Annotated in this window: 9 protein-coding genes; 6 read left to right on the forward strand and 3 right to left on the reverse strand. The window is 65.4% G+C overall.

Annotated features, from left to right (window positions below; all coding sequences use genetic code 11):
* Nucleotides 1-87: 87 nt before the first annotated feature.
* Nucleotides 88-327, forward strand: coding sequence for a sulfurtransferase TusA family protein (locus ACN0WF_RS04535; protein WP_417771714.1), 240 nt, complete (start codon nt 88-90; stop codon nt 325-327).
* Nucleotides 328-338: 11 nt separating this feature from the next.
* On the opposite strand, the gene ACN0WF_RS04540 is transcribed toward ACN0WF_RS04535, so the two are convergent.
* Entirely contained in the window at nt 339-632 is a 294-nt protein-coding gene (locus ACN0WF_RS04540; protein WP_417771591.1) for a 4a-hydroxytetrahydrobiopterin dehydratase, read from the reverse strand.
* Nucleotides 633-809: 177 nt separating this feature from the next.
* Here ACN0WF_RS04540 and ACN0WF_RS04545 point away from each other — a divergent pair, with 177 nt between their 5' ends.
* The gene (locus ACN0WF_RS04545; protein WP_417771592.1) at nt 810-1,271 is read left to right on the forward strand and encodes a low molecular weight protein-tyrosine-phosphatase; all 462 of its coding nucleotides are present in this window, start codon (nt 810-812) and stop codon (nt 1,269-1,271) included.
* A gap of 179 nt (nt 1,272-1,450) precedes the next feature.
* Entirely contained in the window at nt 1,451-1,897 is a 447-nt protein-coding gene (locus ACN0WF_RS04550; RefSeq protein ID WP_417771593.1) for a host attachment family protein, read from the forward strand.
* Nucleotides 1,898-1,910: 13 nt separating this feature from the next.
* Here the strand turns inward: ACN0WF_RS04550 and ACN0WF_RS04555 are convergent, their stop codons facing one another.
* Both ACN0WF_RS04555 and pyc read right to left on the reverse strand, forming a co-directional pair.
* Nucleotides 1,911-3,119, reverse strand: coding sequence for a winged helix-turn-helix domain-containing protein (locus ACN0WF_RS04555; protein WP_417771594.1), 1,209 nt, complete (start codon nt 3,117-3,119; stop codon nt 1,911-1,913).
* Nucleotides 3,120-3,143: 24 nt separating this feature from the next.
* Nucleotides 3,144-6,614: a pyruvate carboxylase gene (gene pyc / locus ACN0WF_RS04560; RefSeq protein ID WP_417771595.1), complete on the reverse strand. Its 3,471-nt coding sequence runs from the start codon at nt 6,612-6,614 to the stop codon at nt 3,144-3,146.
* An 838-nt stretch (nt 6,615-7,452) separates the two neighbouring features.
* Here pyc and ACN0WF_RS04565 point away from each other — a divergent pair.
* The 3 genes from ACN0WF_RS04565 (at nt 7,453) to fdxA (ending at nt 11,849) form a co-directional block, all read left to right on the forward strand.
* Entirely contained in the window at nt 7,453-10,638 is a 3,186-nt protein-coding gene (locus tag ACN0WF_RS04565; protein WP_417771596.1) for a helicase-related protein, read from the forward strand.
* 58 nt (nt 10,639-10,696) lie between these two features.
* The gene (locus ACN0WF_RS04570) at nt 10,697-11,158 is read left to right on the forward strand and encodes an RNA-binding S4 domain-containing protein (RefSeq protein WP_417771597.1); all 462 of its coding nucleotides are present in this window, start codon (nt 10,697-10,699) and stop codon (nt 11,156-11,158) included.
* A gap of 352 nt (nt 11,159-11,510) precedes the next feature.
* A complete protein-coding gene (gene fdxA / locus ACN0WF_RS04575) occupies nt 11,511-11,849 on the forward strand; it encodes a ferredoxin FdxA (RefSeq protein ID WP_417771598.1) in 339 nt (112 codons plus the stop codon).
* The last annotated feature ends 250 nt before the right edge of the window (nt 11,850-12,099 follow it).

Raw genomic sequence — 12,099 nt, forward strand, 5'->3', positions numbered from 1 at the left:
GGACCCGGCGAAGGAAACCGGCACGCGGGGTGCCGGCCGGTGGTGAATGATGCCGTCTGATGACGGATATGAAAACGGGTGACGACGATGGTGGACGGCGAGGGCGCACAGGAGCTTGATCTGAAGGGACTGAAATGCCCTCTTCCGGTGCTCAGGACGCGCAAGGCCCTGTCGCGGCTCGCTGCCGGCGCGCGGCTCAGGGTCGTCGCCACCGATCCGATGTCGGTCATCGACATTCCCCACTATTGCCAGGAGGCCGGGCACAGGCTTGTCGAACGCGCGCAGGAAGGTACGGCGCATGTCTTTCTGATCGAGTGCGGCAACTGAGCCGTCTTCCTCTAGCCCCCGACCAGCCCATCGATCGCGCGAGCCAGCACAATGTCGCGCTCGGTCAGACCACCGGCATCATGGGTGGTCAGGGTGATTTCCACGCGGTTGTAGACATTGGACCAGTCGGGATGATGGCTCATCTTCTCGGCGATGAGCGCGACCTGGGCCATGAAGCCGAAGGCGGCGGTGAAATCGGCGAAGGCGAACCGGCGGGTGATCGTCTTTCCCTCGCCGCCCAGGCTCCAGCCCGTCAGTTCCGCGAGCGCCGCGTTGCGCGCTGCCTCGTCAAGGTTCCTGGCCATCTGTCCTCCTTGCGCCCGGGATGTGACCGCGGGCACTTCTTGCGGTTTCCGGTCCTGTCCCGGTTCTCTTTTGAAGATAGGTCGCCGGCCGCGCCCTGAAACCCCGCCTTTGGCACTTGTCGCCAACCGCTCCGGGTGCAGCGCGGTGCTTCGGCAAAATCGAACACGGGAGTTTCCATGACATCCGTTCTGTTTGTCTGTCTCGGCAATATCTGTCGTTCGCCGCTGGCCGAGGGCATCCTGCGCGCCGAACTTGTCGGCCGGGGGGCGGGCGACCGGATCATGGTCGCTTCCGCCGGCACCGGCTCCTGGCATGTGGGCAATCCGCCCGACCCGCGCTCGGTGGAGGTTGCCATGCGGCACGGGATCGACATCTCGGGGCAGCGTGCGCGGCAGGTGAGGGCGGAGGACTTCTCCCGCTTCGATCTCGTGCTGGCGATGGACGGTGAAAATCTTGCCAACCTGTTCCGGCTTGCAGGTGCTTCGGCGGCGACGCTGCGGGCCGAGGGGCGGTTGCGCCGGTTTCTCGATCGCGACGTTCCCGACCCTTATTACGGGGGAGCGGACGGGTTCGAACGTGTCCATGAGATGTTGAAACGCGGAGCCTCTGCCCTGGCGGACGAGATCCTCGGATCGTGAGCCGGCACCAAGGGGAGCGTAAGGCGGCGCGGAGCACCGTCAGCGACAGGGTGATCGTCGCGCAAGCCGTTTAAATTCCTGCCGGACGGACTATCTAGAAAGGAGGGGCATGGAGGGGTGGCCGCCGGGTGTCGCGATGGTTCGCGAAGGCCCGAAGCGACCTGTACAGGAGGACGACCATGAGCGGTTGCCGCATCGAACACGACGCCTGGGTGCTTGTCGGAGATGGCGAAAAAGCCCTGTTCTTCCGCAATGAAGGCGATGCAGATTATCCGAACCTGCAGATTCTGGAGGTGCTCGAACAGGACAATCCTCCGACCTCCGAGCAGGGAACGGATGCCCCGGGCCGCCGAAGCGATGGCCCCGGTCCCCATCGCAGTGCCATGGAGCCGACCGACTGGCACCTGATGGAGAAGCACCGCTTCGCCAAGGATATCGCCGACCGGCTCTACGTGCTGGCGCACAAGGGGAAATTCTCGAAGCTTGTTGTCGTGGCGCCTCCCACAACACTCGGAGACCTGCGCAAGGCGTTCCACAAGGAAGTGTCGAGCCGGGTCGTTGCCGAGGTCGACAAGACGCTGACCGGTCATCCGCCCGACAGTATCGAGAAGGTGCTTTGCTCCTGATCCCGATTGCTCTCTAGCCGGCGGGATCGCGGCGCCAGCCATCGGCCAGGCGCACGCGGTCCATGCCGGTGAAGCGGGCCATGCGAGCGAGTTCCGCCTCGAGGCGGGCGAGCCGGCCTTCCCCCAGGCGCACACCCTTTTCCGGCCAGAAGGCGGTGACCTCAAGAACACCTTCGGCGCGCCGGCAGATCATGTCGACGCGTCCAACGAGCCGGTCTTTCTCCAGCAGCGGAAACACATAGTAGCCGTAAGTGCGCTTTGGCGCCGGGACAAAGACCTCGATGCGGTAGGCAAAGCCGAAAAGCCGTTCGGCGCGCTTGCGGTCCCGCAGCACCGGGTCGAAGGGGCTGAGAACGCGCATGCGCGCCGGTGGCTCCGGAGCCGCGTCAATCACCTCGCGGATGTCCGCTCGCGCGAAGGCCGCGCGCGGTTTTCCCCCCGCTTCGGTCGCGATTTCCACGGGCAGGATCGAACGCCCTTTTTCCTGCGTGCACCAGGCCTTTGCCTCATCGGGCGTGACCAGGTCGTAGAAGGCGGCGATTTCGCCATGGGTCGCAACACCGAGTTTCTCGAGCGCGGAGCGGCAGGCCCAGTCGATGAAATCGGCCTGCGAGACCTGTTGGCCGAAGTGCCCTGACGGGATCACGCGTTCGGAAAGATCGTAGATCTTGGCGAAATTCTCGCGGGCTGTAACGGCGATCTCGCCGCAGCGCCAGAGATATTCCAGCGCGGTCTTGCCCGGCTGCCAGTTCCACCAGCCGGGCTCCTTTCGGTCACGCTCGCTGTCGAAGTCGCGCGCCCGTGACGGTCCGTTGTCGCGCACATGGGCATGGACCCGCTCAATTTCGTCGTGGAAGTCGTGCCCGTGCCAGTTGGTCCAGCGCGCCTTCAGCCGTTTCTGTTCGCGCGCGAAGCGGTGGCGCCAATAGGGGTAGGCGGCGGCGGGAATGATCGAGGCGTCGTGCGTCCAGTTCTCGAACAACGCGCGGTCGCGCTCGAGAAGGCCGGTGAGCTGGTCCTCCCGGTAGGTCTGGTTGCGCGAGAACAGGATCTGGTGGTGGGCGCGGGTGACCGTATTGATGCTGTCGACCTGCACGAAGCCGAGCCGGTCGATCATTTCATGCACGCCATTCCTGTCGATCCGCCGCCCCGGCTGATCGGATAGTCCCTGAAGGTGAAGGAAGACGCGGCGCAGGTCGGCGGATGCAATGGTCAGCGTCACGTCGCGTCTTCCCTTGTCTTCCGTTCAGTCCGCCGCGGCCTCGAAGACGACGAGCAGGTCCTTGGCATCGACCTGCTGGCCCGGTGTCACAAGCACCTCGGCGATGGTTCCGGAACGGTCCGAATGGAGTGCGGTCTCCATCTTCATCGCCTCGATGGAGACGAGTACGTCGCCGCTGGTCACCTGCTGGCCCGCCTTCACCGTCACGGTCGAAATCACGCCGGGCATCGGCGCGCCGACGTGGGCAACGTTGCCCGGCTCCACCTTGCGACGGACGGCCGCGCCTGTCGACCCGTGCGCCCTGTCCGGAACCTTGATGATGCGCGGCTGGCCGTTCAGCTCGAAAAACACCTTCTTCTCGCCGTTCTCGTCCGTCTCGCCGATCGCCTGGCAGCGGACGACCAGCGTCTTGCCCGGCTCGAGTTCGATCAGGACTTCGTCGCCGACCGAAAGGCCGTAGAAATAGACCGGGGTCGGCAACACGCTCACCGGGCCGTAGAGGTCGCGCGCGGCAGCGAAGTCGGTGAAGACCTTCGGGTACATCAGGTAGGAGGCGAGTTCGGCGTCATCGAGCGTGGTGCCGGTCTTCTCCTCCGCCTCGGCGCGACGCGCGGCGAGATCGTCGTCGGTGAGCAGCGAGCCCGGCCGCACGGTGATCGGCGTCTCGCCCTTGAGCACGCGGGACTGGATCTCCTGCGGCCAGCCACCGGGCGACTGTCCAAGGTCGCCGCGCATCATCTGCACGACGCTGTCGGGGAAGGCGACGTCCTTTTCCGGCGAGAGCACGTCGGCGACGGAAAGGCCCTGGCTCACCATCATCAGCGCCATGTCGCCCACGACCTTGGAGGAGGGGGTCACCTTGACGATGTCGCCGAACAGCATGTTGACGTCGTGATACGCCTGCGCCACCTCATGCCAGCGCATTTCGAGGCCGAGCGAGCGGGCCTGCTCCTTGAGATTGGTGAACTGGCCGCCCGGCATCTCGTGCAGGTAGACCTCCGAGGCGGGCGACTTCAGGTCGCTCTCGAAGGCGCGGTACTGGGTGCGCACCGCTTCCCAGTAGAAGGAGATTTCGCGGATAACGCGGGGATCAAGCCCGGTGTCGTGCCGGCCGCCGGCAAGGCTCGCGGCCAATGAGCCGAGTGCCGGCTGGGAGGTCAGGCCGGACAGCGCGTCCATCGCCGCGTCGAAGGCATCGACGCCGGCCTCGACCGCCGCCAGCACGCTTGCCGCGGAAATGCCCGAGGTGTCGTGGGTGTGGAAGTGGATCGGCAGCCCCACTTCCTGCTTCAGCGCGGTGAAGAGGGTCTTCGCCGCGTCCGGCTTCATCAGGCCGGCCATGTCCTTGACGCCGAGGATGTGGCAACCTGCCTTTTCCAGGTCCTTGGCCAGGCGGATGTAATAGGCGAGGTCGTATTTCGGCCGGGCGCTGTCATTGAGATCGCCGGTGTAGCAGATCACGCCCTCGCACAGCTTGTCCGCCTCGATCACCGCATCGAGGGAGACGCGCATGTTCTCCACCCAGTTGAGGCAGTCGAAGACGCGGAACAGGTCGATGCCGTTTTCCGCCGCGCGGGCGACGAAGTCCCGCACCACATTATCGGGATAATTGGCGTAACCGACACCGTTAGCCCCGCGCAGAAGCATCTGCAGCAGGATGTTTGGCGCGCGCTCGCGCACCAGCCGCAGTCGCTCCCAGGGGTCCTCTGTGAGGAAGCGCATGGCGACGTCGAAGGTCGCTCCGCCCCAGCATTCCAGCGAGAACAGCTGCGGAAGGCCGCGCGCATAGGCTTCCGCCACCTGGGCGATGTCGAAGGTGCGCATGCGGGTGGCGAGCAACGACTGGTGGGCGTCGCGCATCGTCGTGTCGGTGACGAGCGGGCGCGTCTGCTCCTTCATCCAGGAGGCGAAGCCGGTCGGGCCGAGCTTGTCGAGAAGCTGGCGGGTGCCGTCGGCGACAGGGGTGTCGTAGACGGGCGATACGGGCGCCGGCGCGTCCGCCGGCGGACGCGGGCGGGTCTTGGTCTCCGGGTGCCCGTTCACCGATACGTCGGCGATATAGGTCAGGAGCTTGGTGGCGCGGTCGCGCCTCGTCACCTGCTCGAAGAGCGCCGGCGTCTCGTCGATGAAGCGGGTCGTATAGCTGTTGGCGCGGAAGTCCGGATGGCCGATGACGTTCTCGAGGAAGACGAGGTTCGTTGCGACGCCGCGGATGCGGAACTCGCGAAGCGCCCGATCCATGCGCTGGGCGGCTTCCTCGGCCGAGGGGGCCCAAGCTGTGACCTTCTCCAGAAGCGGATCATAGTAGCGCGTGATCACGGCGCCGGAATAGGCGGTGCCGCCGTCGAGCCGGATGCCGAATCCGGTCGCGCCGCGATAGGCGGTGATGCGGCCGTAATCGGGAATGAAGTTCTGTTCCGGGTCCTCGGTGGTGATGCGGCACTGAAGCGCATGGCCGTTGAGGCGCATCTCCTGCTGGGGTGGCACGCCCGAGGCCGGGTCGCCGATCATCGCGCCGGAGCTGATGCGGATCTGCGCCTTGACGATGTCGACGCCGGTCACTTCCTCGGTGACGGTGTGCTCGACCTGGACGCGCGGATTGACCTCGATGAAGTAAAATGAGCCGGTGTCGACGTCCATCAGGAACTCGACCGTGCCGGCGCCGCAATAGCCGACAGCCTTGCCGATCTTCAGACCGTATTCGCAGATCTCCGCGCGCTGCTCGGGCGAGAGATAGGGGGCCGGCGCACGCTCCACGACCTTCTGGTGGCGGCGCTGGATGGAGCAGTCACGCTCGAAGAGGTGGACGAGATTGCCGTGACTGTCGCCGAGGATCTGTACCTCGACGTGGCGCGCGCGCTCGACGAGCTTTTCAAGATAGATCTCGTCCTTGCCGAAGGCGGCGCGGGCTTCGCGCTTGGCTGCGTCCACGTCACGCAGAAGGGTTTCCTCGTCGCGGATGACACGCATGCCGCGGCCGCCGCCGCCCCAGGAGGCCTTGAGCATCAGCGGATAGCCGATCTCCCCGGCAAGCCGGCTCACCTCGCCCATATCGTCGGGAAGCGGGTCGGTCGCTGGCATCACGGGCACGCCCGCCTCAATGGCGAGATTGCGCGCGGCGACCTTGTTGCCGAGCCGGCGCATGGTGTCAGGCGAGGGGCCGATGAAGATGAGGCCGGCCTCGGCGCAGGCTTCGGCAAACTCCGGGCTTTCGGAGAGGAAGCCGTAGCCGGGATGGATGGCGTCGACATTCGCGGCCCTGGCGACGCGGATGATTTCGGGAATGGACAGATACGCCTCGATGGGCCCCAACGGCTCCGGCAGATGCGGTCCCTTGCCGATCTGGTAGGCCTCATCGGCCTTGAAGCGATGCAGCGCCAGCTTGTCCTGCTCGGCGAAGACAGCGACCGTTCTCATCCCCAGCTCGCTGGCGGCGCGGAAGATACGGATGGCGATTTCCGAGCGATTGGCGACAAGGATCTTGCGAATGGCCACGTTTACCCCTCCTGCATGGCTGCTGCTATCTGCGTTTTACAGGTCCGCCGAAGCCATGGAAAGATGCTGCACTGCAATCGTCGTCATTGCATCGCCCTATCGGACCCGGGTCGCCTCGATGCGTGTCGAAACGAGACAGAAGTCCTAACTCCAGCGGAGGGCGGGCGGCCATCTTTGAAAAACGCCAGACAGATTTTGTGTCGCTGGCGGGCCGAAGCACGAGATCGGGTTGGGGTAAATCAGGAACATCGTCCGGTCAGCGATTCGGACAGGCTTCGTTCGTGGTTTCGTCGAATGCTTAACGTTATCGATTGAATTTTAGGTGTCCGGTTTACGAAATCTCAATTCTTTCCCAGCATTCGCCGCCGGGCGACCTGAAGGTCATCATGCCAGCCAAGATCCTGTTGTGATTCAGCATTTCGCGTAGGTACGTGCGATTTCCCCAACATCTTGTGTAAAACAAAGAGGGAACATTCGGCTGACGTCGATTCGGTCTGGCTTTGTTCGGGACTCGTTCCATTCACCCTGATTCCGTCTGTCGCTCGCACAGATTTTCCGGTGAAGGGGGAGCGGGTATCGGGCCTGGAGGCGCGTCGCCCGGGCTTGGTCGAGGCCGGTGAAAAGAGGGGGGACAGCCGCAGCGGCTCTGTGCTACCAGACAATCAGGCCGAGACTTGGTTCGCATCGTTTGCGGACCTCGTGTTTCGGGCAGTTACAGGGTCCCGGGCTTGCCGGGTTCGAGTTCTCCGGGGGCCGCCCCCCGTCGCTGGCTGGCGTGCCGGTGGAGGAGCGGTCCGGACAGCCGTCGCCAGAAGGCCGCCTCGCGTCGTCGCACGATATGGTTCAATCCGGATATTTGCAGTCGTCTCGCACGCAGCTCCCGACCAGCGTGCGTGCGCGTACGGTGACCGCCGTGCTCGGGCCCACCAACACGGGCAAGACGCATCTGGCCATCGAGCGCATGATCGCGCGCGGATCGGGTGTCATTGGTCTGCCGCTGCGGCTGCTGGCGCGTGAGGTCTATGGCCGCATCGTCCAGCGGGTCGGCGAGAAGAAGGTTGCCCTCGTCACCGGCGAGGAGAAGATCGTGCCGCCGGACGCGGTTTTCTGGGTGGCGACCGTGGAGGCCATGCCGCTCGACCTGAAGGTCGACTTCGTTGCCATCGATGAAGTGCAACTCGCCGCCGATTTCGAGCGCGGCCATGTGTTTACCGACCGGCTTCTCAACATGCGTGGCTCCGAGGAGACGCTGCTGCTCGGCTCCGCGACCGCGCGGCCATTGCTTGAGCGCCTTTTGCCCGGGCTCAATGTGGTCACCCGACCGCGCATGTCGGTTCTTTCCTATTCAGGCCAGAAGAAGATCACCCGCCTGCCGCCGCGCTCGGCCGTGGTCGCCTTTTCGTCTGCCGAGGTCTATGCGATCGCGGAGCTGATCCGCCGTCAGCACGGTGGGGCAGCGGTTGTGCTCGGTTCGCTGAGCCCGCGCACGCGCAACGCGCAGGTCGAGCTTTTCCAGAACGGGGACGTCGAGCACCTGATCGCCACCGACGCGATCGGCATGGGGCTCAATCTCGACGTCGATCACATCGCCTTCGCCGGCATCCGCAAGTTCGACGGCTACCAGTACCGGATGCTCACGCCTTCGGAGATCGGCCAGATTGGCGGCCGCGCCGGCCGGCACACCCGCGACGGCACCTTCGGCGTGACCGGGCGCGTGGATCCGTTCGATGACGATCTGGTCGAAGCGCTTGAGAGCCATCGCTTCGAGGCGCACAAGGTTTTCCAGTGGCGCAATCGCGCCCTCGACTTTTCCTCCATCGAGGCGCTGCGCCATGCGCTCGACGAGGCACCGCGCGAGCCGGGGCTGACGCGCGCGCCGCCCTCGGCCGACGAAACGGCCTTCGATCACGCGGTGCGCGACGAGGCAATTCGCCGGGTCGCGGCCAGCGCTGGCAGGGTGGAACTGCTTTGGGAAGTCTGCCAGGTGCCGGATTATCGCAAGATCGCGCCGGCGAACCACGCGGATCTTATTGCAGGAATATATGGACATCTGACGCGCGATGGGGTCATTCCCGACGACTGGTTCGCGCGTCAGGTCGCCTTCGCCGACAAGGTGAATGGGGACATCGACACGCTCGCCAACCGTATTGCCCACATCCGCACATGGACGTTTGTCGCCAACCGTGCGGATTGGCTTGCAGATCCTGCCCATTGGCAAGGGGTCACGCGCGGCGTAGAAGACCGGTTATCGGACGCCCTGCACGACAGGCTGACACAGCGATTTGTCGACAGGCGTACCAGTGTATTGATGCGACGGCTGAGAGAGAACGCCATGCTTGAAGCGGAAATCACGACGGCAGGAGATGTGCTTGTCGAGGGACAGCATGTCGGCAAGCTGCAAGGCTTCCGCTTCGCGCCGGACCCGGCAGCGGATGGTCCTGACGGAAAGGCCTTGAAGGCGGTTGCCCAGAAAGCGCTTGCCAGCGAGTTGTCGGCGCGTGCCGACCGGCTGTCACGGGCCGGCAACGAGGCCTTCGCTCTGGCCTCCGACGGAGCCCTGCGCTGGCAGGGTGAGATCGTTGGCCGGCTCATCGCCGGCGAGAGCGAGCTTGCTCCGGGCCTGCTGCTGCTTGTCGATGAGGGGGTGGAGACTGCGGACCGCGAGAAGGTCGAGGCGCGGCTGAACCTGTGGCTCAAGGCGCATATCGACACGCTCGCCAAGCCGCTGCGCGACCTTGAAACGGGCGAAGGGCTCGAGGGTCTGGCGCGGGGCATCGCGTTCCGGCTCGTCGAGGCGCTCGGCATTCTCGAGCGTGGCGATATTTCCGAGGACGTTCGCCAGCTCGACCAGACGATGCGCGCGGGGCTGCGCAAGCTCGGCGTGCGTTTCGGCGCCTATCACATTTTCGTTCCCGCGCTTCTCAAGCCTGCTCCGAGCCGTCTTATCGCTCAGCTCTGGGCGCTGAAGCACGGCGATCCGGACATGCCGGGGCTGGCCGAGCTGCCACAGCTTTCGGCCTCCGGCCGAACCTCGATCGCGGTCGATCCGGAAATCGCCCCCGCTCTCTACAAGGTCGTCGGCTTCCGCGTCTGCGGGCCGCGGGCGGTGCGTATCGACATTCTCGAGCGCCTTGCCGACCTGATCCGCCCACTGCTTGCCTGGAAGCCGCTCGATCCGGCGGTTTCTCCTCCCGAGGGGGCGATTCCCGAAGGCGGCGGTTTCACCGTGACCGTGGCGATGACGTCGTTGCTCGGCTGCGCCGGCGAGGATTTCTCCGCCGTTCTGAAGTCGCTCGGTTATCGCTCGGAGACGCGTGAAATCCAGCGGCCGGTGACGCTTGCAGTCGACGCAGCGGCACCCGCTGTGCCCGCGCCCGACGCTGCTGGCGAGGCGGCGGCGGTCGAGCGCGCGACGGAGGCGGACGCAGCGCTGGTTGCCGGCGACGTGCCGGCTGAGGACACTCCGGCCGAACAGGCGGCGCCTGCCGAGGTGGATGCGCCGAGCGAAACGACATTGGCCGAGGCTGCCGGTGAAGGTGAGACACAGGCTGATGCCGGTGCGTTGACTTCGGTTGATGCCGACGGAATTTCCGCGTCGATCGACGCGGCCGGTACGCCGGTTCTGCCGCTTGGCCAGCCCGAGTTGGAAACGGTCACCATCGACATCTGGCGGCCGGGGCGTCGTGACCGGCGCCCGCGTGAGGGCGGCGGCGCGCGTCGTGGCCAGAACGGCGGCCAGAACAATCGTGCAGCCGGCGATGGCGAGGGCGGTAACCGGTCGGGTGGCAAGCCGCGCGGCAAGGGCAATCGCGCTCCGGGCGGCGGTTTCGACAAGGGCCGCGCCGCGCGCGGCGGCGAGGGCGGTGGGCGCGGCGGGCCGCGTCCGGACGGCGGCGGCAAGCGGGGAGGCAGCGGCAAGCCGGCGGCTCCTCGCAATGATCGTCCCGCCCGGATCGACCCGGACTCGCCCTTCGCCAAGCTGGCGGCACTGAAGGCCGACCTGGAAAAGAAGCCGAAGGACTGACATTTCTTCGGGCGATCCCGTGATATGCGGGGTCGCCCGCAGGCATCGCGAGGGTGTTTTGGGCGCGGGTGACGACAAGGCGCCGGCAACAGGCGCCGGCACACAGCGGCTCGACAAGTGGCTCTGGTTCGCCCGGGTGGTGAAGTCGCGCAGCCTCGCGCAGAAGCTCGTTGCCAGCGGCCATGTGCGTGTCAACCGCGAGAAGACGACGACGCCAGCAAAGACGGTCCGGCCGGGAGACACGCTGACGATCGCTGTCGCGGACCGGGTCCGGACGCTCAAGATCGTCCTGCCGGGAACACGGCGCGGACCGGCGCCGGAAGCAGCTACCCTTTATGAGCTTGTCGAGCAACAGGAGCCGTCCAGGCCTGCGGTAACGCGGGTAACGGACGAGGGGGAGACCGTGCTTGTCGTCGACGGGCCGCCGGCCGGGCGGCGCGATCCGGGGGCGGGGCGACCGACGAAGCGCGACCGGCGCCAGACGGACCGGCTTCGCGACGACTGGCCCGATCAAGGTTGACGGCGGACAAGGGGGCTCGTCGGGGCGCCGGGGCGCTGCGCGTGTGCCCTCCTTGCGACAGATTGACCGGCCCGCACCAGCCATTGCATCGGCCATGTCCCTTTCCGCAGAAGGAAAGCGGAGAAATCTGTTCTCCGATGGCTATGGTTCGCAACATATTCCGAACTTGATGCGTTCCGGCAAACCCGGTAGGCAGACACAAAGGCAGACGGGCGGAGCATTTCGCCGGCCGTGTGGCAGGCGGTCTGGCGGGTCATGCGGCCGGTCGGCGTCGGCTCGGATAGGAAGAAGGCGGTGGTGACGGGTCCGGAGAATGCGCTCCCGGATCGGCGGTCTCGCTGAAAGGACAACGATGACCTATATCGTCACGGACAATTGCATCAAGTGCAAGTACACCGACTGCGTCGAGGTGTGCCCGGTGGATTGTTTCTACGAGGGCGAGAACATGCTCGTCATCCATCCGGACGAGTGCATCGACTGCGGTGTGTGCGAGCCGGAATGCCCGGCCGATGCGATCAAGCCGGACACCGAGCCTGGCCTTGAAAAGTGGCTCGAGGTGAACACCGAGTATGCCACCAAGTGGCCGAACCTGACGGTCAAGAAGGATCCGCTGCCCGAAGCGGAGGAGTTCGACGGGAAGACCGAAAAGTTCGAGCAGTATTTCTCTGCGGAACCCGGCTCGGGCGACTGATCTCGTGTCTTCGCGGAGCCGGCAGGCTCTGCTTCCAGATGTCCCGGACTGGTGCCGGGAACTGCCACGTCCGGGGCGCGCGCGCCCCGACGAACGCGTGTGCCTGTGAGCGATGCTTTGAAATCAGAAGATTTCGTGATATAGTATTTTCCTCAGTTACCGATCGTCCGGTCTCTCTCCCTCCCGGTGGAGGTTTTTTTATGGTTGCGGTCCAGTCTCGATTTGAGCGGTCCGCGGCTTCTCTCCTTTA

Origin of the sequence: Stappia sp., from assembly GCF_048268045.1 — a bacterium.
Lineage (GTDB): Bacteria > Pseudomonadota > Alphaproteobacteria > Rhizobiales > Stappiaceae > Stappia.

Excerpts from the sequence above, each read along its gene's own strand:
- ACN0WF_RS04535 (WP_417771714.1), top strand. The coding sequence starts at position 88 with ATGGTGGACGGCGAGGGCGCACAGGAGCTTGATCTGAAGGGACTGAAA.
- ACN0WF_RS04540 (WP_417771591.1), bottom strand. The coding sequence starts at position 632 with ATGGCCAGGAACCTTGACGAGGCAGCGCGCAACGCGGCGCTCGCGGAA.
- ACN0WF_RS04545 (WP_417771592.1), top strand. The coding sequence starts at position 810 with ATGACATCCGTTCTGTTTGTCTGTCTCGGCAATATCTGTCGTTCGCCG.
- ACN0WF_RS04550 (WP_417771593.1), top strand. The coding sequence starts at position 1,451 with ATGAGCGGTTGCCGCATCGAACACGACGCCTGGGTGCTTGTCGGAGAT.
- ACN0WF_RS04565 (WP_417771596.1), top strand. The coding sequence starts at position 7,453 with ATGGTTCAATCCGGATATTTGCAGTCGTCTCGCACGCAGCTCCCGACC.
- fdxA (WP_417771598.1), top strand. The coding sequence starts at position 11,511 with ATGACCTATATCGTCACGGACAATTGCATCAAGTGCAAGTACACCGAC.